The sequence below is a fragment of the Streptomyces sp. NPDC001513 genome, from assembly GCF_042894695.1.
In the GTDB taxonomy this organism is placed as follows: domain Bacteria; phylum Actinomycetota; class Actinomycetes; order Streptomycetales; family Streptomycetaceae; genus Streptomyces.
On the sequence record NZ_JBIAVU010000005.1, the window covers coordinates 371,925 to 393,403 of the forward strand.

Below are 21,479 nucleotides of genomic sequence, written 5' to 3' on the forward strand. Positions count from 1 at the left end.
ACGTAGGAGACCACTCCACGTGCCCACACAACCTCGGGCGGCACAGCCCACGACCGTCCTCCATCTCGTCCAGCCCGTCGACGGCGGTGTGGCCAGGGTCGTCACCGACCTCGTCCGCGCCCAGACCGCCGACGGCCTGCGCGCCGTCGTCGGCTGCCCACCCGGCGGCACCCTCGGCGACACCGCCCGGTCCGCCGGCGCCGAAGTGCTCACCTGGCGGGCCGGGCGGGCCCCCGGACCCGGGCTGCCCGCCGAACTGCTCGGCGCCCGGCAGCTGCTCCGCCAGGTGCGGCCCGACCTGCTGCACGCCCACAGCGCCAAGGCCGGACTCGCCGGGCGGCTCGCCGCGCGCGGCACCGTGCCCACCGTCTTCCAGCCCCACGCCTGGTCCTTCGACGCGGTCGGCGGGGCCACCGGCGCGCTCGCCCTGCGCTGGGAGCGGTACGGGGCCCGCTGGGCCGACCGGGTGCTCTGCGTCAGCGAGGCCGAACGCCGCGCGGGCGAGGCCGAGGGCATCACCGCCCGCTGGTCGGTGATCCGCAACGGCGTGGACCTGGACCACTTCCGACCCGGCGGACCGGACCCCGAACAGGACCGGGCCCGGGCGCGCGCCGAACTGCCGCTGCCCGCCGCCTTCCGGGGAGGGCCGCTCGCCGTCTGCGTGGGCCGGATCTGCCTCCAGAAGGGGCAGGACATCCTGCTGCGGGCCTGGCCGGAGCTGCTGGGCACCGTCCCCGGAGCCCGCCTCGCCCTCGTCGGCGACGGCCCCGACACCGAACGGCTGCGCCGAACCGCCCCACCGGGCGTGCTCTTCGCGGGCGCCGCCACCGACATCCGACCGTGGCTTCGGGCCGCCGATCTCGTTGTACTGCCGTCGCGGTGGGAAGGCATGGCGCTCGCCCCGCTCGAAGCCATGGCCTGCGGTCGGCCGGTCCTGGTCTCCGACGTCAGCGGCGCCCGGGAGAGCCTGCCGCCCGGCCAGGGACGCCTGTGCCTGGTGCCGCCGGAGGACCCGACGGCGCTGGCCAAGGCCCTGGGGCGGCTGCTCGCCGAGCCGCGGCTCCTCGCCGAACTGGGGGAGCAGGCCCGGCAGCACGCCCGGACCGACTTCGACGTGCGGCGGACCACGGAAGCGGTCACCGGCCTGTACCACGAACTGCTGGGCAGGCCCCGGCCCTTGAACCAGGAGCGCATCAGCCGATGACGATGGACAGCGCACCCGCCCGGCACACCGGGCAGGGCGGCACGGGGCCCGCCGGCGGCAGCGCCTTCGCGCCCGCGCCACACGCGGCAGGCCGCCGTTCCGCGACCGCCATCCACCCCCCGCGCGGGCCCAGGACGGACCAGGCCAGGTCCGCCGTGCGCCCGCGGCGGGTCCGTCGCCGCAGCCGGGTGCTGCCCCTGCTCACCGCCGACGCGCTGGCCGCCGTACTCACCGCGACGACCCTGCCCGGACCGGCGCTGCCGGCCCCGGTGGCGGTGCCGGCCGTCGCCGCCCTTCCCCTGCTGCTCGCCGCGCTGCACGCGCAGGCGGGGCTGTACCGGCCCCGGCTCGCGCCCTCCGCGCTCCTCGAACTGCCCGTGCTGGCCGGCCGGTCCGCCGTCCTGTGGTGCGGGGCGGCCGCCGTACTGGCCGCCGTGGACCCGGCCCGGGCCCTCGGCTGGCACGTCCTGTTCACCGCCGTCTGCCTCCAGGTCGTCCTGGCCTGCGCGGGCCGCGGCCTCGTCAACCAGCTCCAGCGCCGCGCGGCCCTGCGCCGGCCCGCCTCCGCCCTCGTCGTCGGACCCGGCGCCGGAGCGGGCGCGGTGGCCGCCGCCCTGCACGGCCGCCCCGAGTTCGGGCTGCGCCCCGTCGGGCTCGCCGACACCTCGGCCGGCGCCGAGGCCGACAGCGGCGCCCTGCCCTACCTCGCCACCCACGAGGACATCCGGCGCGCGGTCATCCAGAACTCCGTCCGGCACGCGGTGTTCACCCGCCCGCCGGAGGCCGACGAGCGCACCGCCTCCCTGGTCCGGCTCTTCCACGACCACGGCTGCCGGCTGTGGCTCGCCGACCCGGCCGGCACCGCCAAGGTCACCGGGATGCGCCTCGCGCACCCCGCCGACCAGCTGTGGGGGTACGCCGTGCAGCCGCTGCTGCCGCGCCCGGCCCGGCCGCTGGAGCGCTGGGCCAAGCGGGGCATCGACTCGGCGCTCGCGCTGGTCGCGCTCGTCGCCGCCGCACCCGTGATGGGGCTGTGCGCACTGGCCGTACGGCTCTGGGACGGGCCGGGGGTGATCTTCCGGCAGGAGCGGGTCGGCCTCTACGGGCGCCCCTTCACCCTGCTGAAGTTCCGTACCCTGCGCGCCGACGAGCACGAGGCCGCCACCCGCTGGACCGTCGCGGGCGACCGCGGGATGAGCCCGGTGGGCTCCTTCCTGCGCAAGTCCTCGCTGGACGAGCTGCCGCAGCTGTGGAACGTCGTGCGCGGCGACATGAGCCTCGTCGGGCCCCGCCCCGAACGGCCCTTCTTCGTCGCCAAGTTCTCCACCGTCCACCCCGGCTACGAGGCCCGTCACCGGATGCCCGTCGGCATCACCGGCCTCGCCCAGATCAACGGCCTGCGCGGGGACACCTCCATCGAGGACCGGGCCCGCTTCGACAACCACTACATCGACACCTGGTCGCTGTGGCAGGACCTCTGGATCCTCGCCCGCACCGCGGCCTCCTTCTTCCGCTTCCGGCTGGGGGGCAGCTGATGAGCCTCGTCGTCTCCGGTCACCGGGCCCTGCCCGGACTGCCGGTCCTGCTGCGCCGGCACTGGCCGCTGCTGCCGCTCGCCGCGACCGTGCTGTTCCTGCTCGCCCCGCTCCCGGCGGGGGACGCGACCGCCTCCGGGAAGGTCGGCCCGGCCGACGCCGCCTCGCTGCTGCTGGCGTTCGTCTGCGGAGTGCAGGCGCTGCGCGGCCGGGTGCGGGCACTGACCCCGCTGGGCGTGCTCGTGCTCGGCACGCCGGCCGTGGGCCTCGCGATCGCGACGATGACCGCGGGGGATCCGTACGCCGCCCTGCCGGGCTTCGTGCGCTACCTCCAGGTCTTCGTGCTCGTCCCGGCGGCCGTGGTGCTGCTGGTGCGCGACGCCGCGGAGTTCCGGCTGGCCGCCGGGTGCTTCGTGGTCCTGGCGCTGGTGCAGGGCGCGGTGGGGGTCGTGCAGTACGTCACCCACACCGGGGCCTCCTACCAGGGCCAGGACGTCCGTGCCGTGGGCACCTTCGGCCCTGGTGACGTCATGGGCATGGCCACCGTGGTGGCGTACGGGCTGATCGTGGCCACCGCGGTCGGGCTGGCGCCCGGGCTGCCGCGGCGGGTCCGGCGGATCGGCGGGGGCCTGGCACTGGCGCTGGTGCTGCCGCTGGTGCTGTCGTTCAGCCGGGGCGTGTGGATCGCCACCGCCGGCGCGGCGGTGCTGGTGATGGTGCTGGCCGGGATCCGGCGGGCGCTGAAGGTGCTCCTCGCGCTCGTCGCGGCGGGCGTGGTCCTCGTGGGCGGGTTCGGTGTCGGCTCCGCCATGGTCGCCGAGCGGCTGACCTCCATCACCCAGGTCTCCAGCGCCCCCGACCAGTCGGTGACCGACCGCTACACGATGTGGGCCGCGGCCGAGTCGATGTGGCGCGAGCGGCCGGCGGTGGGGGTGGGGCTGAAGGGCTTCCCGGCCAACCGCGACGGCCACTCCTCGCTGGGGCTCTCCTCCGGCAGCGACACCGCGGGCGCGGGACAGGCGTACCTCCGCCAGCCGCTGCTCTCCCCGCACAACATGTACCTGCTGATCCTGAGCGAGCAGGGCCTGATCGGGCTGATCGCGCTGGCGGGCGGCTGGGCCGCGCTGCTGGTGGCGGGACTCCGGCGGCTCGCCGCCGGCGAGGGCATGCGGGACTGCGGGCTGGTCGCGATCGGGCTGTTCGCGTGGCAGCTGACCGACTTCCTGTACGCGGACATCGGCGGGCCGTCCACGGTCCTCACCGGGGTGATCATCGGCCTGGCGGCCTGGTGGGCACTGCCCTCCCCGCAGGACGCGGGCCGACCCGGCCCCGCCGTCGCCGGCATGGGCCGGCAGCGAGGCGCCCCTGCCCCGGCCCCCGGCGCGGGCTCACGGGGCAGCGCCCCCGAAGCCCTGGCCCGCCCGTGACGGACACCACGCCTTGGCGGCCCGCCTCCGGCCCTCCGGCCGGGGCGGGCCCCGCCCGTGTCCCGGGTGCACCCACCGGCACACCCCGTCCGGCCGCGGCTCCCGGGACCGCCGCCGGCGCCCACCCGGGCCGCAGCGGCCATGCGACGGGGTCCGGTTCGGCCGGCGCCCCCGCGGCCCAGGGCGGCCCCGGTACGCCCGGCCCGGGCCGTGCCCCGGTCCTGCCCGGTACGGCCCCCGGACAGGATCCGGCCGTGCCCGGCTCGGCGGACCCCGGGTTCGTCACCGGCGCCCTGCCCGGGCGCAACGTCGCGGCGGGGGCGGCCCGTACGGCCGGAGCCCCCGCGGCGCCGGGCGCGCGTGCGCGGGGTCCGGTGGATCCCGGGTTCGTCGCCGGGGCCGTGCCCGGCGGTGAGCCGGCCGTGCGGCAGCCCGTGTTCGGCTCCGCCGGCTATCCGGGCGGCCCCTCGGGAAGGCGCAGCGTACGGGTGGCGGCGCGCACCACGGGCGCCCCGGCCGACGTGCACGAGGCCCCGGCCCCGGCGGGCGGCCGGCCCGGCCACGTCCGTCACGCGGGCGAGGCCTCCGTACCCGCCGCCCCCGGCGGGGGCCGGCACGGCAGGGCCCGCGCCGCGGGCGGGTCCTCCGCACCCGGCACCCCGGGTACGCCCGGCACCCCCGGCGGCAGCCGGACGGCCGGATCCGCCGAGCTCCCCGATCCCGCCACCCCCGGCGGGAGTCCGCCGCTAGGGCGGTTCCTGGCGAAGGCCGCCGCGGTCACCGCCGGGCTGACCGCCGCCGGCGCGGTGTTCGGGCTCGTGCGCGACCAGACCATCGCGCACCTCTTCGGGGCCGGGCACGACAGCGACGCCTTCCTGATCGCCTGGACCGTGCCCGAGATGGCCTCGACGCTGCTCATCGAGGACGCCATGGCGCTGCTGATGGTGCCCGCGTTCAGCCACGCCCTGGCCCGCCGGGCCGCCAGCCGGGCCGGCCTCACCCGCAAGGAGGCCCGCGCGCAGGACCCCGTACGGCTGCTCGTGGGGGCGACCCTGCCCCGGCTCGCCGTGTTCGTGGCCGCCATCGCCTCCCTGCTCATCATGGCCGCGCCGGCGGTCGTCGCCGTGCTCGCCCCCGGCCTGCCCGACCCCGAACTCGCCATCCAGTGCACCCGGATGACGGCCCTGACCGTCATCTCCTTCGGCATCGCCGGATACTTCAGCGCCGCGCTGCGCGCCCACCGCTCCTTCGTGCCACCCGCTGCGATCTACGTCTCGTACAACGTCGGGATCATCGGCACCATGGTCGCCCTGAACGCCGTGTGGGGCGTACGGGCGGCCGCCGCGGGCGTCGCCGTCGGCGGACTGCTGATGGTCCTCGTCCAGCTGCCCGCCTTCATCCGCAACGTGGGCTTCGGCCCGCCCCGCGCCAAGAGGGCCCCGCGCAGCCAGCGCGACCGCGACCGCCCCACCCTCATCGCCTTCGGGGTCATCGCCCCGGTGATCTTCTTCGCCGTCTTCCGGCAGTCGCAGGTGCTCGTCGAGCGGTTCCTGGCCGCCTCGCTCCCGCCCGGGGCGATCTCGCACCTCAACTACGCGCAGAAGGTCGCGCAGATGCCGATGGTGCTCTCCCTGATGATCTGCACCGTCACCTTCCCCGTCGTCGCCCAGGCCATGGCCGGCGGGGAGCTGGAGAAGGCCCGGCGCCGCGTCGAACAGGACCTCGCGCTCGCCTCGCTCGCCGTCCTCATGGGCACCGCCCTCGTCATCGGCTACGCCCCCCAGATCATCCAGGTCCTCTTCGAACGCGGCGCCTTCACCCACCAGGACACCCTCGCCACCGCCTCCGTCATGCGGGTCTACGGACTCGGACTCCTCGGCCACTGCCTCGTCGGAGCACTGTCCCGGCCCTTCTTCTCGACCGCCCGGCCCATCTGGTTCCCGGCGTTCGCGATGGGTGCCGGCCTGCTCGTCAACATCGTGGCCGGAGCCTTCGCCGTCGGCTGGTGGGGCACCTACGGGATCGCCGCCGCCAACGCCGCCGGCATCTCCACCACCGCCGCACTGCTGCTCACCGGACTCGGCTCGCGGATCATCGCCATCCAGGTCCGCCGGGTCGCCGTCAGCATCGGACGGCTCGCCGTGGCCGCCGTCGCCGCCTGCGCCACCGGCTGGATCGCCGGGCCGATGATCCCCGACCCGATGCTCAGCGCCGCCCTCGGCTGCCTGCTGGTCCCGGCCATGTTCGGAGCCACCGGCATGGCCATACGCGCCCTCGAAGTCACCGCCCTGCCCGGTCAGATCTCCCAGTTCACGCAGAGGTTCCGCAATGTCCGCTGACACCGACACGGCCCCCGCCGCCGTGCTGGTCCCCGCCCGCCGGACCGCTTCGCCGTGGGTCCTGATGTACCACTCGGTCGCCGAGTTCACCGACCCCGCCGAGGACCCGTACGGGATCACCGTCACCCCGCAGGTGCTGGACGCCCAGCTGCTGTGGCTGCACTCCCGCGGCCTGCGCGGGGTCTCGGTCGGGGAACTCCTCCGGGCCCGCGCGGCCGGCCGCGGCGCCGGGCTGGTCGGGCTGACCTTCGACGACGGCTACACCGACTTCCTCACCCACGCGCTGCCGCTGCTGCGCCGCCACGACTTCACCTCCACCCTCTTCGTGCTGCCCGGACGGCTCGGCGTGGACAACGTGTGGGACCCGCTGGGCCCGCGCAAGTCCCTGCTCACCGCCGAGGGCATCCGCGAAGTCGCCGACGCCGGACAGGAGATCGGCTCGCACGGGCTGCTCCACCAGGACCTCACCGCGGCCCCCGACGACGTCCTCCAGCAGGAGCTCCGCGGCAGCCGCGACCTGCTGCGCGAGCTGACCGGAACCCTGCCCGAGGGGTTCTGCTACCCGTACGGGCACCTCGACGCCCGCGTCGTCGACGCCACCCGCGCCGCCGGCTACACGTACGCCTGCGCCATCGACCCCGGCGGGCTCGCCGGCCCGCACGCCCTGCCCCGCACCCACGTCAGCCAGGCCGACGGCAGCGCCCGGCTGCGGATCAAGCAGCTGCGCCACCAGGCGCAGGAGCTGCGTCGCCGGGCGGTGCGCCGGTGAAGGCCCTGCACATCATCACCGGCCTCGGCGTCGGCGGCGCCGAGCAGCAACTGCGGCTGCTGCTGCGGCACATGCCGATGCCGTGCGACGTGCTGACGCTGACCAACCCCGGGCCGGTGGCCGAGGGGCTGCGCGCCGACGGCGTCCGGGTCGTGCACCTCGGGATGCGCGGCAACCGGGACCTGGGGGCGCTGCCGCGGCTGGTGCGGTTCATCCGGCGCGGCGAGTACGACCTCGTGCACACGCACCTGTACCGGGCGTGCGTGTACGGGCGCCTCGCGGCCCGGCTCGCGGGCGCCCGGGCGACCGTGGCCACCGAACACTCCCTCGGCGAGGGCGAGATCGAGGGCCGGCCGCTGTCCGGCGGGGTACGGGCGCTGTACCTGGCCTCCGAACGCCTCGGCGCGGCCACCGTGGCCGTGTCCGACACCGTCGCCGCCCGGCTGGAGGGGTGGGGGGTGCCGGCCGCGCGGGTGCACGTCGTACCCAACGGGATCGAGGCCGTCCGCTTCCGCTTCGAGGAGGGCGTCCGGCGCTCCACCCGGGCCCGGACCGGCCTGCCCGAACGCGCCTTCGTCGTCGGCGGGGTCGGACGGCTGGTCCCCGGCAAGCGCTTCGACGTCCTGGTGCGGGCCGTGGCCGCGCTGCCGGGGGCGCACCTGCTGCTGGCCGGGGACGGGCCGGAGCGCGCGCGGCTGCGCCGGCTGGCCGCCGAACTCGGCGCGCAGAGCCGGATCCACCTGCTGGGGGAGCGGGACCCGCTGGGCGACAGCGCGGACGGCCGCACCCCCGGCATCCCGGCGCTGCTCGCCGCCATGGACGTCTTCGTCTCCCCGTCACGGGAGGAGGCCTTCGGGCTCGCCGTCGTGGAGGCGCTGGCCGCCGGACTCCCCGTCCTGCACGTGACCTGCCCGGCCATCGACGACCTGCCGGCCGCGCAGGCCCCCGGGGCCCGCCGCATCGGCACCGGCACGGAGGAACTGGTCGCGGCGCTGCGCGGGCACATGGAGGCGGGAGCGCGCCGGCTGCCCCCGCCGCCGGTGGTCCGCCGCTACGACATCGCCCGCAGCGCCCGGCAGCTGCTGGACGTGTACGACCTCGCCCTCTCGGCCGCGCCGGGCACCGCCGGGGCCGCCCGGGGCCCGGGCGTTCAGAGCGTTCCGGCCGCGCCGAGCCGGTCGGGTCCGCCGGGCCCGGACCCGGCGCGCCCGGAGCCTTCGGTCCCGGACCTGTCGCTCCCGGGCGCGGCCGTGCCCGGGCGGGTGCCCGGCGCCGCAGCCGTCACCGGAACCGTCGTCGGTGCCCGGCGCAAGCCGGTGGGCCCCGGGCCGGCGGAGCCGACCGGGACCGGCTGAACCGTCCCCTCCCCGAACCACCCTCACCCAGGAAGCGAGCACGCTCATGGCCGAAACCACCGATCACAAGAAGTCCGACAAGAAGCCCGAGCCGAAGCCGGAGCAGAAGGCCGAGAGGAAGACCGCCGAGCGGAAGACCGCCGAGCGGAAGCCGGACCACCGCTCCGAGCGGAAGTCGCGGCGGCGACTGCCGAAGCCGCCCGCATGGTGGCCGCTGCCCGTGTGCGCCGTGCTCGGGCTGGCCGCGGGCGGGGCGTACGGGGTGCTCAAGACCCCCGAGTACGCCGCAACCAGCTATGTCGTCGCCGTGCCCGACGAAACCACCGAGCCGGCCACCGCCCTCGGCTTCGCGCAGGCGTACGCCCGCATCGCCACCAGCAGCTCCACCCTCGGCTACGCCCAGCCCCGCGCCGGCATCACCGCCCGTCAGCTGCGGACCCAGGTGCGGGCCGAGACCTCGCCCGAGTCCCCGATGATCGCCATCACGGGCACCTCGACGAGCCCGTCCGAGGCCGCCGACATCTCGAACGCGGTGGCCGACGCCCTGTCGCTGAGCAGCAACCAGGCCGCCAAGAACACCGGGGTCCAGCTGCTCCTCTTCAACCAGGCCGTGGCTCCCACCGAGCCCGCCTCCCCGTCCGCCGCCATCAGCGGAGCCGTCGGCATGTGCGCCGGCGGGCTGCTCGGCGGGCTGTGGCTGCTCGCCCGGCCGGGCCGGGCGCGGCGCCCCGAGGAGCACGGGGACGGGCCCGCGGCCCAGGCCCAGGCCCCGGCCCGCGCCGTCGCCGCGGCGCCGGCCGAGCCCGCGGTGGCGTCCCCCGTCGAGGAGTACGCCTCGCTCCCCGCCCAGGGTGAGCCCACCTCGGCCAAGGAGAAGGAGTCCGTGCGATGAGTTCGGGCTCCGCCGGGGCCCTGTCGGTGACGCTGTGCCGCGACCCCCGGCAGTTCGCCGCGCTGGAGGAGCCGTGGAACCGGCTCTTCCGCGGCTGTCCCACCGCCACCCCCTTCCAGAGCCACGCCTGGCTGCACTCCTGGTGGCTGTCGTACGGGAAGGACGGCCGGCTCCGGCTCGTCCTCGTCCGGCGCGGCGAGGAACTGGTCGGCGCGGCCGCGCTGATGCTCGTACACCGGCCGATGCCCCTGCTGGTGCCGCTCGGCGGCCCCATCACCGACTACTTCGACGTCCTCGTGGCCGCGGAGCACGCCGAGCAGGTCGTCCCGGCGCTGGCCCGCGGGCTGCACCGGGCCGCCCGGCGGGCCGTCGTCGACCTGCGGGAGGTGCGTCCCGGGGCGGCCGCCGAGGAGCTGTACCGGCAGTGGCCCGGTGCCTGCGCCCGGCTCGCCGACTCCACGTGCATGGAGCTGCCCACGCTGCCGTTCGACGAGCTGGTCAAGCGGATGCCGGCGTCCGGCGCCCAGCGGGTGCGGGCCAAGCTGCGCAAGACCGACGCGGCCGGGATCGAGGAGCACGAGGTCACCGAGCAGGAAGTGCCGCGTGCCGTACGGACCCTGCTGCGGCTGCACGAGAAGCAGTGGCGCGGCCGCGGGGTGACCCCCGAACACCTGAGGCCCCGCTTCGCCGAGCACCTGACCCGGGCCACCCGGCGGATGGTGCGGGCGGGGGAGGGCCGGCTGACGGAGTTCCGGCTGGACGGGAAGGTGGTGGCGGCCAACGTCACGCTGCTGTCGGCCGGACTCAGCGGCGGCTACCTCTACGGGGCCGACCCGGACCTGCGGACCCGGAAGGTGGACGTGGCGACGCTGCTGCTGCGCTACGAGGCGGGGCGGGCGCTCGCCGAGGGCCGGCCGGTGGTCAGCTTCCTGCGCGGCAACGAGCCGTACAAGAACCACTGGCGGCCCGAGACGGTCGTGAACCAGCGGTTCCTGCTGGCCACCAGCGCGCTCGCGCCCCTGCTGCGACTGCACGAGTCGCAGCTGACGGGGCGCGAGCGGGCGGTGGACGCGCTGCGGGAGGCGTTGCCGGCCGCCAGGGACTGGCGGGCGCGGCTCAACGAACTGCGGGTGCGATGACCCGTCTAGAAGGGCCAGATGCCGGAGCCCTTGCCCCAGTCGAGCCTGATGCAGACCGACTGCTTGCCGACCAGCTTGGAGAGCCACTCGCCGAAGTTGAGCGGCACGCACCACTGCGAGCTGTTGACCGGCGGCTGCTGCGGCTGCGGCAGGGGCTTCGGCGGCGTGGGATCGGGCTTCGGCACGGCGGGCGTGGGCCCGACGGGCGGGGCCGAGGGCGAGGGCGACGGGGCCGGGACCTCGGGGCTGGGGGCCACGGGCGTGGGCCCGGGGACCTCGGGCGAGGGCTTGGGCACCTCGGGGGTCGGGACCTCGGGGGTCGGCACGAGCGGGCTGGGCGTGACCGGCAGCGGGACCTCGGGCTTCGGGGTGACCGGTGCCGGGACCTCCGGGCTCGGGCTGACGGGCGCCGGGACCTCGGGGCTCGGGGTGACCGGTGTGGGGACGAGCGGGCTCGGGGTCACCGGCAGCGGGACCTCGGGGCTCGGCGCCACCGGGCTCGGTGTCACGGGGCTCGGGACCTGGGGGCTCGGCGTCACGGGGCCGGGGGCCACGGGCGAGGGCTTGGGGATCTCGGGCGTCGGGACCTGCGGCGTCGGGATCTGCGGCGTCGGGATGTCGGGAGTGGGGACCGAGGGCGTCGGGATCTGCGGGGTCGGGATCTGGGGCGTCGGGACCGACGGCGTGGGCACGACCGGCGTGGGCACCACGGGGGTCGGGACCACCGGGGTCGGGACCACGGGCGTGGGCACCACCGGGGTCGGGATCACCGGGCCGGGCCGCTCGGGCGTCAGCGCGTCGCGGAAGACCTTCGCGGACTCCGGGTTCTGCTTGCACTGCCACACGCCGTGCGGGCAGTAGTCGGTGATGGTGTGGTAGAGCGGCTTGTGCTGCTCGATCCACTTCAGCATGCGCCGTACGTACTCCGGATTGTCCCCGCGGCGGAAGAGCCCCCACTCCGGGTACGAGATCTCCTTGCCGTGCGCCTTCGCGAAGTCGACGTGCTTCTGGAGCCCGTACGGCTGGGTGATCTGGTCGTCGAAGGTCCTGCCGGGAGCCTGGTCGTACGAGTCCATGCCGATGATGTCGACCACGTCGTCGCCGGGGTAGCACTGCGTCCAGCCGATCGCGTCCGTACCCCGGTTCGGCGCGAAGTCGAACTTGAACTCCTGCCCGGGCACCGCGCGCATCGTGGTGACGATGCGCTTCCAGTACGCCTTCCAGTTCTCCGGGTCGGGCGCGCAGCGGTGGGTGTAGGTGACGCCGTTCATCTCCCAGCCGAGCACGATGACCGTGTCCGGGACCCCCAGCGACACCAGCCGCTCGGCGAGCCTCCCGAAGTGCCGGTCGAAGTCCCCCTCGGCGCCCGCCCGGATCAGCCGGGCCACCTCCCAGTCGGGCACGCGGCCCTCGTTCCGTTCCTGCATGGGCACGTTGAGGACGAACATCCGGTCGTCCTCGGCCTGGCGCCATTCGGCCCAGTCCTCCAGGAACGAGACCCGGCCCTCGATGCCGGCCCACCGGTCACCGGGGAGATAGGTGTGCCCGACCCGGATCTCCCTGCCGCCCAGCCAGTTCGACAGGTGCGGGATCCGGGCCACTCCCGGCGGCCCGAAGTCGAGGTAGGCGCCCATGGCGATGTCGGAGCCCTCGGACCGGTCCTCTCCGGGGGGCGCGAGCGCGGCCCCGGTGGCGAGCAGTCCGGCCGTGACCGTACCGATGCAGGTGCTCGCCAGTCGGCGGCGTGGTCTGGGCATGGCGTCTCCCGAGCTTTCCTGAATCGGTGTGCTTTCCAAAGACGTTAGGCATCAGATCTGACGAATGGCCTGTTCGGTGACTGCCGCGTAGGCCATTAGCAGGTGCACACCACCCCCGCTTGGTCCGACTAGGTGAAAGACACCGTTGCCATGCACGCGTATCTCAACCATGTGCCCGCCGTAGTGCTCAGACTCGATCGGAATCCGTTCCACCACGGAACCCTCGGCGCCGTCAGATCCCTTGGCCGCAAGGGCGTGGAGGTCCATGCCGTCGTCGAGGCCGGGGGAGGTCCCATGGGACGTTCGCGGTACCTGCGCGCCGTGCACGCCGGTCCGGCCGGCGGGTTGGACCCGGAGGCGCCCGAGGCGCTGCTGGAGTGCCTGAGCGGGGTGTCGGAGCGGATCGGCCGTCAGGCCGTGCTGATCGCCATGGACGACCTGAGCGCCATCGCCGTGTCCCGGGTCGCGCCCATGCTCCGCGAACGGTTCCGGATCCCCCATCAGCCCGACAACCTGCCCGCCCGGGTGGCCGACAAGGCCGAGCTGTCGCGGCTCTGTTCGCGCTGGGACGTCCCGCACCCGGAGACCGTGATCCCGGCGAGCGGGGCCGAGGCGTCCGAGGCGGCCTGGCGGCTCGGCCTGCCGGTGGTCGCCAAGTGGAGCCGGCCCTGGCTGCTGCCCACCGGGGCCGACGGGCTGCGCAGCACCACGCTGGTGCACACCGCCGCCGAGGCGCGCCGGCTGTACGAGCGTTCCGCGGAGGCGGGCAGCCGGCTGCTGCTCCAGCGGTTCCTGCCGGCCGGTCCGGACACCGACTGGTTCTTCCACGGCGCCTTCGCCCGGGGCGGGCGTCCGCTGCTCGCGGGATCGGGCCGCAAGGAGCTGTCCTGGCCGGTGCGGACGGGGCTGACCGCGGTGGGGCGCTGGCTGCCGGACCCGGCGGTGGAGGCGGCGGCGCTGCGGCTCGCCGAACGGCTGGGCTACCAGGGGATCCTGGACCTGGACTTCCGCCGGGACGAGCAGGGGTGCTTCCGGCTGGTGGACTTCAACCCCCGTCCGGGCGCGCAGTTCCGGCTGTTCACGGACGCGGCCGGACTGGACGTGGTCCAGGCGATGTACCTGGATCTGACGGGCCAGCGGGTCCCCCAGCCCTCGGGCGGTCCGGGCCGGGTGTTCGTCGCCGAGAACTACGCGCTGCTGGCGGCGGTCCGGGGCGGTTCGCTGCCGCGGCGCCGGGCGGCGGAGCAGGTGCAGGGTCCCGTTGCTCCGGCAACGGCGGCCGGCCGGCCGGCCGGCGCCGCGGAGCAGGCCCCGCCGGTGGTCGCCGGCCAGCGGACCGGCCCGGGGCGGGCGGCGGAGCCGCAGCCCGGTGCGGACCACCACGAGGCGGACCACCACGGCGCGGACCCTCACGGCGCGGCAGCCGGTGCGCAGCCGGCGCCGGCGGGCCGGCCCGTGCGGCCGGGGCGGGGCGGCGGGGTCGAGACGGCCTGGTTCGCCGCCGACGACCTGCTGCCGTTCCTGGCGATGCTCGGCGCCTTCCTCGGGCGGGGTGCGGGCAAGGGGGTGCGGGTCCTGCGCGGGGTCCCGGCGCAGGGCCGCCGCACGGCGCGCGCGGTCGTCCGTACGCCCCGCCAGCGCGGGGAGCAGCCGGCGGCCGCTCCCCCCTCCGCACCCCCTTCCGCACCCGCCCCGGCTCCGGCCGCGGGGGCCGCCTCCCGTCCCGTACCGCCGGAGGCGTCGGCCGAGCCGGACGAGCTGGTGACGCGTTGACCACGGCCGGCGCGGCGGACCGGGCCGGGCCGGTGACCATCGAGCTGGAGGAGCGGCCGTGACGCGGATCGACGATCTCGTGGTGATCGGCGCGGGCCCGTACGGGCTGTCCATCGCCGCCCACGCGGCGGGCGCGGGGCTCGGCGTACGGCTGCTGGGGCGGCCCATGGCCTCGTGGCGCGACCACATGCCCGACGGCATGTACCTGAAGTCGGAGCCCTGGTCCTCCAACCTGTCCGCGCCGGACGGGCGGCACACCCTCGCCGATTACTGCGCCACGCGCGGAATGGCCGCGGAACACGGCACTCCGCTGCCGATCGACACGTTCAGTGCGTACGGGATGTGGTTCGCCCGGCAGGCCGCACCGGAGGTGGAGGAGGTGACCGTCACGGAGGTGACCCCGCAGGGCGACGGCTTCCGCGTCCGCACCGCCGAGGGACCGCCCCTCCTCGCCCGTACGGTCGCCCTCGCGGTCGGGGTGATGCCCTTCGTCCACCACCCCGAGGGGCTGCGCGGTCTCCCGCCCGCCCACTACTCGCACAGCAGCGGCCACCGCGACCTGACCCGCTTCGCCGGCCGCGAGGTCGCCGTGCTCGGGGCCGGGCAGGCCGCCCTGGAGACCGCCGCCCTGCTGGCCGAGCAGGGCGCCCGGCCGTGCCTGGTCGCCCGCCGCACCCGGCTGAACTGGAACACCGTCCCGCAGCCCCTGGAGCGGCACGCGCTGCGCGCCCTGCGCGATCCGCACAGCGGCCTCGGCACCGGCTGGCGCAGCTGGGTGTGGTCGGAGCTGCCCTGGGCGGTGCGCCGGCTGCCCGCGCCCACCCGGGAGCGGATCGCGGAGACCGCGCTGGGCCCGGCCGGCGCCTGGTGGCTGCGGGACCGCTTCGAGCGGCGCGTGCCCGTCCTGCTCGGGCACCGGCTGCACCGGGCGGTCCCGGTGGGCGAGCGGACCCGGCTCGGGCTGTCCACCCGGGCGGGGGAATCCGTGGTCCTCGACGTCGCGCACGTCATCGCGGCCACCGGCTTCGTCCCGGACCTGGCCCGGCTGGAGCTGCTCGACGCGGGGCTGCGGGCGGGGCTGGATACCGTGGGGCACAGCGGGGCGCCGGAGCTGAGCCCCGGCTTCGAGTCCTCGTGGCCCGGACTGTTCTTCGCGGGGCTGCTGACGGCTCCCTCATTCGGCCCTTCCATGCGATTCGTGCACGGCGCGGGCTTCACGGCGGGGAGACTGGTGAGAGGAGTCCGCAAGCGCCTCGGGGCCCGGGGTCCGCGGCCGGGCTCCACCGGTGTCGCCCGGTTCGACAGGGCTGCTTCCCCCGGGCGTCCTCCGGGGGTACCCCCAGGGCATCCGACGACGTATCTGCGGTGAGATCCGCGGTGAGAGGGGTCCGTGATGAGCGCGGAGCGAGCACAGGGCCGCGGCTGGGTACGCATTCCCGCCAGCCGCGCGGAACAGCCCGCCACGACGGCCAGGGCCGGCGGGTTCGAGCGCGCCGCGCACGCGGCTCCGTACGCGGGCCCGTACGGGGGGCCGTACGCGAGCGCCCCGGCCGCCGACCCGGCCACGATCTACCTCTCGGTCGTCAAGCGCTGGCGGGAGGCCGGGCGCACCCTTCCGGGGCATCCTGACGAGGAGTGGGAGCGGCTGATCTCGCAGCCGTGCTGGCCCGGCCGTTAGGTGGTGTGGAAGGTGGCAGCGGCGGAGCACGAGGGCCCGGAGCCGGTCCGGCGGCCCCCCGTGACCGGGCCCGGGGAGCGGCTCGCGCTGAACGGCATGGGCAGCTTCGAGTGGGACCTGGACGCCGGGACGGTGGAGCTGGACGAGGCCGCGATGGCCGTCTTCGACCTGGGGCCGGAGGAGTTCGACGGCACCCCGGAAGGGGTCTCGCTGCACATCCGGCCCGAGGACGGGGACCGGCTCACCGAGGCCATCGCGGGGGTCCTGGAGAGCGGCGGGGACACGTACGGCGCGTACTTCACGGTGCAGCGGCGCGACGGCCTCGACCAGTGGACGCACACCTCGGGCCGGATCCTGCGGGACGGCGAGGGGCAGCCGCGGCGCATCGTGGGGATCGTCCGGGACGCGACGGCGGAGCTGGCCCACGCGACGCTGCTGCGCAAACTGGAGGCGGCGCGCGCCCAGCAGACGACGATCGTGCAGCGGACCACGGAGGCCCTGTCGCGGGCGGTGACGGTGGACGACGTCACGGCCGCGCTGACCGGGGCGGGCGCGCTGGAGCGGCTCGGTGCCGACGGGCTGGCCCTGGGGCTGGTCGAGGGCGGCACCATCAAGATCATCGCGCTGAGCGGGGAGTCGCTGGAGATCCTCAGCGAGCGGCGGTTCACCCGGCTGGACGGTTCGCTCCCGCTGTCGCACGCGGTGCTCACCCGGCAGGCACGTTTCGTCACCTCGCTGTCCGAACTCGGCGGCGAGTTCCCGCTCCTCGCGGACTACCTGAACCGGATCCGCTTCGACGCGGCCGCCTACCTGCCGCTGATCGCGCAGGCCAAGGCCATCGGCGGGCTGGTCCTCTTCTACCGGCGGCGCAGCGAGTTCAGCCCGGAGGAGCGCAACCTCTGCCTGGGCCTGGCCGGCATCGTGGCGCAGTCCCTCCAGCGGGCGCTCCTCTTCGACCAGGAGCGGGAGTTCGCGACGGGCCTGCAGGCCGCCATGCTGCCGCGCCGGATCCCGGACATCACCGGCGGCGAGATCGCGGTCCGCTACCACGCCGCCTGGAGCGGGCGGGAGGTCGGCGGGGACTGGTACGACGTGATCTCGCTGCCCCGCGACCGCGTCGGCATCGTGGTGGGCGACGTACAGGGCCACGACACGCACGCGGCGGCCATCATGGGCCAGCTGCGGATCGCGCTGCGGGCGTACGCGGGGGAGGGCCACCCGCCGTCCACCGTGCTGGCCCGGGCCTCGCGCTTCCTCGCCGAACTGGACACCGAGCGCTTCGCCACCTGCATGTACGCGCAGGTGGACCTGGAGACCGGAGGGGTACGGGCGGTCCGCGCGGGCCATCTCGGACCGCTGATCCGGCACACGGACGGGCGTACCGGCTGGCCCAAGGTGCGCGGCGGCCTGCCGCTGGGGCTGGCCTCGGCCTTCGAGCAGGAGGAGTTCCCCGAGACCCGGCTCGACCTGGTCCCCGGGGAGACGCTCGTGCTGTGCACGGACGGCCTGGTGGAGGAGCCCGGCACGACCATCACCCAGGGCATGGCGGCCCTGGCGCAGGCGGTGCGCAGCGGCCCGCAGGCGCCCGAGGCACTCGCCGACCACCTATCGGACCGGCTCTGGGAGCGCTGGGGCTCCGGCGACGACGTGGCCCTGCTGGTGCTGCGCCGGGCCCCCGACCCGGGCACCCACCGGGCGCCGCGCATCCACCAGTACGTCCACCAGGCCGACCCCGAAGGCCTCTCGGAGGCCCGTTACGCCCTGCGCCAGGCCCTGCGCGACTGGGGCATGCCGGAGCTCGCCGACGATGTGGAGCTGGCGGCCGGGGAGCTGCTGGTCAACGCCCTCCTGCACACCGACGGCGGGGCGGTGCTGACCATGGAGGTGCTGCCGGAGCCGGTCCGGCGGATCCGGCTGTGGGTCAAGGACCGCTCCAGCGTGTGGCCGCGTCGGCGCACCCCGGGCGAGGCGGCCACCACGGGGCGCGGGCTGCTGCTGGTGGACGCGCTGGCCACGCACTGGGGTGTGGAGTCCCGCGGCGACGGCAAGGCGGTGTGGTGCGAGTTCACCGTCGGCGGCAGCCCGCGGAGCATCGAGTGACCGGCCGGTCACCCCGGGTTGTGGGGCGCGGGAGGCGGGGTGATGATGCCGTCCATGGAACGGATCGTGTTGTGCGCGGGCTGAGCAAGGCCGCCGTGACGGGAGTCCTGGCCCTGGTCCTGCTGGCGGCCGGAGCGCCGACCGTCGTGGACTGGACGACAGGGCGTCCGCACGCGGACGCCGAGTGCCGCTCGGTGGCCTTCATGTCGATGACGGACGTCGCCCCCGAGTGCCGCTGACGGGTCCGGGTGCTTTCCGGGCGTGCCGGGTGTTCCGGGCCGTGCCGGGGCCGGGCGCCCGGCCCCGGCAGCGGCGGCTACCGGGCGGGCGGGCGCGTGCCACGGGCCCGTCGTCGTGCGGTCGTGCGGTCGCTCAGTGCCCCTCGCGGACCTCGACGTCCTTGCTGTCCTGGGCGACCGTGGTGACCGACCGCGGCATGAAGCCGGAGAGCCGGACCTCCTGGATCTCCCCGGTGACCGTCGCGTGACCCGGCTGCACGCGGACGAAGGAGCCCGGAGCGTGGGCGACCCACGTGCGCTCCGTGCCGTCGCAGACGACCTCCTCCGCGCCGAGGCTGAGCCGGACGCCGTCCTGGACGAGGGTCGCCTTGATCTGCATCGCCCCCCTGGGTGACGCCTGCTCGCAGTGGTAGCTGCCGGAAAGGGTGACGCTGCCGTCCTGCGCGAGGCGGGCGTGCGGGTGCACGGAAATGCCCTGGTTGAAAACGGTGGCCCCGGCCGGGACGGTGAATACCGTCGTGGCGGCCAGTGCGGAGAGGGCTGCCAGTGCCATTCGACGGCCGGACATGCGCATTCTTCCTCCAGATGGATCGGGGTGACGGGAATCCGCCGGAACGCATTGTGCTGGCAGTTGGCCGCAACCGTCCGCACGCACTCCGCGGGCGCACTCGTGTCGGTGAGTGCAATTGCCCGCTCGGGCGCGTGAGACTGACCGAAATACATCCCCGAAGGGATCCCGAATGCGTCAGTCCGCCGCCCGTCGCCACACCCCCGTCCTCGCCGCCGCCCTTCTCCCGCTCCTCCTCTTCGGTGCCACTGCCTGCCAGAGCGCTCCCGGGGAAGCCGCGCTCGCCCCGGCCGTGGCGCCCGCCGTCCCGGTGGACGACGGGGTGCCGGGCGGGGAGGCACCCGTACGGCCCGCCGCGAAGGCCGCCCATGTGGGTGACTCCGTACGGGTGGACGGCGCGCAGGTCGGCCGGCACCTCCAGGCCGTGCTGGCCGCGTACGTGGACCCGGCGATCAGCGTCGAGAAGAACTACGCCCCGCCCGCCGGCAAGCGCTGGGTGGCCGCGCAGATGTCCTTCGTCAACGTGGGCGGGGCCTCGTACGGGGCGCTCGGACGCGTGTGGGCGCACGACAGCGCGGGGCGGCGCCACCCGGTGGTGTCCACCGGCGAGCTGACCACCGGCAAACCACTCGTCTTCGATTCCCTGGAGGTGGGTGAGCGGGCCGAGGGATGGGTGGTGTTCGAAATCCCGGAAAACGCGCGCATTGTGCGCCTCCAGTACCAGGACACGAACATGCAGGCGAATTCCGGAGGGGGATTCTGGGAGGTCTAGCCCGCCCGGGTGAAAGGCCGTGAAAGGGCCGGGGGCGGGACCACTAGGGTGCGGCGCATGACTTCTACTCAAGCCGAAATCGACCGGTCCCAGCTCGGCACCCTTTCGGTGCTCGCCTGGATCGGTGATCCCGAAGAGGCGCACGACATCCCGTACCTCCTCGCCTACACCCTCGGCGACGGCCCGCAGGGCCGGGAGGCCGGCGAGGCGGCCGCCCGCGGGCTGCTGGAGGAGATCGGCCTGCCCATCGGCGACGTGGTCATGGACGGCACCCTCAAGGCGGCCACCTTCCCCGTGCAGATCCTGCTGGAGGGCAACCAGATCGCGCTCACCCTGCCCGGGATGAACGCGCGCTGCACCGCCCCCGACGAGTGGGTCGCCGCGGCCGACGAGAGCGGACAGGCGTACTTCCTCTTCGCCACCCGCGCCTGGCCGGAGGCGGTCCCGGGCCAGCCCGTCGCGCCGGAGACCCTGCAGGCGTTCGCGGGCGACGAGTCGGTGCTCACCAGCAGCGCCCACTGCGTCCTCGCCGTGCGACGCCTGCAGAAGTAGCCGCACCCCGGGTGCCGCCACCACCCGCTCCGGCCGCCGGGCTCCCAGCCTGCCCGGTGGCCGGTCCCGCTCCTACCGTCGCGCTCCTGCCGGCCCGCTCCTTCCCGGCGGCGTCAGGGGCGTTCGAAGGCGAACTTGAGCGACCGCACCCGGTTGTCGAAGTTCGACCCGGCCAGGTCCGGCAGGCCCACCGCGCGCAGCCCGACCGGCCGGGTGAGCAGCTCGCGGAAGAGCGCCTTCATCTCCACCCGGGCCAGGTGCGCGCCCAGGCAGAAGTGCGGGCCGCCGCCGCCGAACCCCAGGTGCGGATTGGGCGAGCGGGTGATGTCGAAGGCGTCCGGATCGGGGAAGACCGCCTCGTCGCGGTTGGCGGACGCGTAGTAGAGCACCACCTTGTCGCCCGGCCGGAACACGTGCCCGTCCATGGTGTGCTCCGCGGCCACCGTCCGGCGGAACTGGATGATCGGCGTCGAGTGGCGGATCATCTCGTCCACCGCGCCGTCCGCGTACTTCTCGAAGTCCGAGAGCAGCAGGTCCCGCTGGTCCGGGTGGTCGGTGAGCAGGGTCAGCCCGTGGGTGATCGCATTGCGGGTGGTCTCCACCCCGGCGACCATCAAGAGGGAGAAGAAGGCCCCGAGTTGGCGGGCCCCGAGGGCCTGTCCGTCCACGTTCGCGCAGACCAGCGCCGAGATCAGGTCGTCGGTGGGGTTCTTGCGCCGCTCCCGGCCGATGCCCGCCACCATCCGCTGCATCCGGGCGAGCGCGCGCAGCCCGCGCCCGGGCATCCGCAGCCGGGCCGTCAGGCCCCGCTCCACGCCGATGTTCTCGGAGGCGTGGTTGACGCGGTCGGCGATCTCGGCGCGGTAGTGCTCCGGGATGCCCATCATGTTGCAGATGACGTCCAGGGGGAGCCGGGAGGCCACCGCCGAGACGAACTCGTCCGGTTCGTCGGCGAGCACGTCGTCCACGATGCGGGCCGCCACCGCGTGGATGTCCTCCTCGGCCGCCGCCAGCAGGCGGGGCGTGAACGCCCGCTGGACGATCTTGCGGAGCTGGGCGTGGTCGGGGCCGTCCAGATTGACCATCGAGTCGCCGAACAGCGCACGGACCCAGCCGGCCGGTTCGGGGGTGGTCACACCGGGCGCGCTGGCGAACACCTTGGGGAGGCGACTGGCCTCCTGCACCTGGGCGTGCCGGACGAGCGCCCAGTGCCCGGGCCCTTCGGGTACGAAGACGGGCGAGCCGACGGCCCGCAGGCGGGCGAAGGCGGCGAGGCGGTGGGCGGGGGGCTGCTGCCAGAAGCCGGGCTCGGCCAATTCCCTGCCGGGGTCTTCGCCGGGGCGTTGTGGGGGGAGTGTCATGGCCTGGAAACGGTGACGG

Annotated in this window: 18 protein-coding genes; 15 read left to right on the forward strand and 3 right to left on the reverse strand. The window is 75.3% G+C overall.

Annotation, left to right across the window (positions count from 1 at the left end):
- Positions 1-19 precede the first annotated feature (19 nt).
- The 8 genes from ACFYZ4_RS13675 to ACFYZ4_RS13710 all read left to right on the forward strand — a co-directional run bounded on the left by ACFYZ4_RS13675 (position 20) and on the right by ACFYZ4_RS13710 (position 10,660).
- On the forward strand, positions 20-1,204 hold the full coding sequence (locus ACFYZ4_RS13675; RefSeq protein ID WP_351288089.1) for a glycosyltransferase: 1,185 nt from the start codon (positions 20-22) through the stop codon (positions 1,202-1,204).
- Positions 1,201-2,739 carry an exopolysaccharide biosynthesis polyprenyl glycosylphosphotransferase gene (locus tag ACFYZ4_RS13680; RefSeq protein WP_390783965.1) on the forward strand — a complete coding sequence of 513 codons (1,539 nt, stop codon included), beginning with the start codon at positions 1,201-1,203 and terminating at the stop codon, positions 2,737-2,739. The genes ACFYZ4_RS13675 and ACFYZ4_RS13680 overlap by 4 nt, the downstream gene beginning before the upstream one ends.
- The gene (locus ACFYZ4_RS13685; protein ID WP_390783966.1) at positions 2,739-4,166 is read left to right on the forward strand and encodes an O-antigen ligase family protein; all 1,428 of its coding nucleotides are present in this window, start codon (positions 2,739-2,741) and stop codon (positions 4,164-4,166) included. Before ACFYZ4_RS13680 ends, ACFYZ4_RS13685 begins: the two co-directional genes overlap by 1 nt.
- Positions 4,167-4,420: 254 nt before the next feature.
- Positions 4,421-6,505 (forward strand): lipid II flippase MurJ, encoded by a 2,085-nt coding sequence (gene murJ / locus ACFYZ4_RS13690; protein WP_351288095.1) that lies wholly within the window; start codon positions 4,421-4,423, stop codon positions 6,503-6,505.
- On the forward strand, positions 6,495-7,274 hold the full coding sequence (locus ACFYZ4_RS13695; protein ID WP_351288098.1) for a polysaccharide deacetylase family protein: 780 nt from the start codon (positions 6,495-6,497) through the stop codon (positions 7,272-7,274). Before murJ ends, ACFYZ4_RS13695 begins: the two co-directional genes overlap by 11 nt.
- Complete coding sequence (locus tag ACFYZ4_RS13700) at positions 7,271-8,629, forward strand: glycosyltransferase (protein WP_351288101.1); 1,359 nt, start codon at positions 7,271-7,273, stop codon at positions 8,627-8,629. The genes ACFYZ4_RS13695 and ACFYZ4_RS13700 overlap by 4 nt, the downstream gene beginning before the upstream one ends.
- Before the next feature lie 46 nt (positions 8,630-8,675).
- The gene (locus ACFYZ4_RS13705) at positions 8,676-9,521 is read left to right on the forward strand and encodes a lipopolysaccharide biosynthesis protein (protein WP_351288104.1); all 846 of its coding nucleotides are present in this window, start codon (positions 8,676-8,678) and stop codon (positions 9,519-9,521) included.
- A complete protein-coding gene (locus tag ACFYZ4_RS13710) occupies positions 9,518-10,660 on the forward strand; it encodes a GNAT family N-acetyltransferase (protein ID WP_351288107.1) in 1,143 nt (380 codons plus the stop codon). Before ACFYZ4_RS13705 ends, ACFYZ4_RS13710 begins: the two co-directional genes overlap by 4 nt.
- A 5-nt stretch (positions 10,661-10,665) precedes the next feature.
- On the opposite strand, the gene ACFYZ4_RS13715 is transcribed toward ACFYZ4_RS13710, so the two are convergent.
- Positions 10,666-12,417, reverse strand: coding sequence for a glycosyl hydrolase (locus tag ACFYZ4_RS13715; RefSeq protein ID WP_390783967.1), 1,752 nt, complete (start codon positions 12,415-12,417; stop codon positions 10,666-10,668).
- Positions 12,418-12,711: 294 nt separating this feature from the next.
- On the opposite strand from ACFYZ4_RS13715, the gene ACFYZ4_RS13720 reads away from it, so the two are divergent.
- The 5 genes from ACFYZ4_RS13720 (at position 12,712) to ACFYZ4_RS13740 (ending at position 18,207) form a co-directional block, all read left to right on the forward strand.
- Complete coding sequence (locus ACFYZ4_RS13720; RefSeq protein WP_390783968.1) at positions 12,712-14,190, forward strand: ATP-grasp domain-containing protein; 1,479 nt, start codon at positions 12,712-12,714, stop codon at positions 14,188-14,190.
- A 67-nt stretch (positions 14,191-14,257) separates the two neighbouring features.
- The gene (locus ACFYZ4_RS13725) at positions 14,258-15,559 is read left to right on the forward strand and encodes an NAD(P)-binding domain-containing protein (RefSeq protein WP_390784020.1); all 1,302 of its coding nucleotides are present in this window, start codon (positions 14,258-14,260) and stop codon (positions 15,557-15,559) included.
- A gap of 24 nt (positions 15,560-15,583) precedes the next feature.
- Positions 15,584-15,868, forward strand: coding sequence for a hypothetical protein (locus ACFYZ4_RS13730; protein WP_351288113.1), 285 nt, complete (start codon positions 15,584-15,586; stop codon positions 15,866-15,868).
- A 12-nt stretch (positions 15,869-15,880) separates the two neighbouring features.
- Positions 15,881-17,968: a SpoIIE family protein phosphatase gene (locus tag ACFYZ4_RS13735; protein WP_390783969.1), complete on the forward strand. Its 2,088-nt coding sequence runs from the start codon at positions 15,881-15,883 to the stop codon at positions 17,966-17,968.
- A gap of 71 nt (positions 17,969-18,039) precedes the next feature.
- A complete protein-coding gene (locus tag ACFYZ4_RS13740) occupies positions 18,040-18,207 on the forward strand; it encodes a hypothetical protein (protein ID WP_327414479.1) in 168 nt (55 codons plus the stop codon).
- Positions 18,208-18,340: 133 nt separating this feature from the next.
- Here ACFYZ4_RS13740 and ACFYZ4_RS13745 read toward each other — a convergent pair whose 3' ends face one another.
- Positions 18,341-18,775 (reverse strand): DUF6299 family protein, encoded by a 435-nt coding sequence (locus tag ACFYZ4_RS13745; RefSeq protein WP_351288119.1) that lies wholly within the window; start codon positions 18,773-18,775, stop codon positions 18,341-18,343.
- Between the two features lie 172 nt (positions 18,776-18,947).
- Here ACFYZ4_RS13745 and ACFYZ4_RS13750 point away from each other — a divergent pair, with 172 nt between their 5' ends.
- Both ACFYZ4_RS13750 and ACFYZ4_RS13755 read left to right on the forward strand, forming a co-directional pair.
- On the forward strand, positions 18,948-19,547 hold the full coding sequence (locus ACFYZ4_RS13750; protein WP_351288122.1) for a hypothetical protein: 600 nt from the start codon (positions 18,948-18,950) through the stop codon (positions 19,545-19,547).
- Between the two features lie 57 nt (positions 19,548-19,604).
- Positions 19,605-20,099: a DUF5949 family protein gene (locus ACFYZ4_RS13755; RefSeq protein WP_351288125.1), complete on the forward strand. Its 495-nt coding sequence runs from the start codon at positions 19,605-19,607 to the stop codon at positions 20,097-20,099.
- 113 nt (positions 20,100-20,212) lie between these two features.
- Here the strand turns inward: ACFYZ4_RS13755 and ACFYZ4_RS13760 are convergent, their stop codons facing one another.
- Entirely contained in the window at positions 20,213-21,460 is a 1,248-nt protein-coding gene (locus tag ACFYZ4_RS13760) for a cytochrome P450 (protein ID WP_390783970.1), read from the reverse strand.
- Between the last annotated feature and the right edge of the window lie 19 nt (positions 21,461-21,479).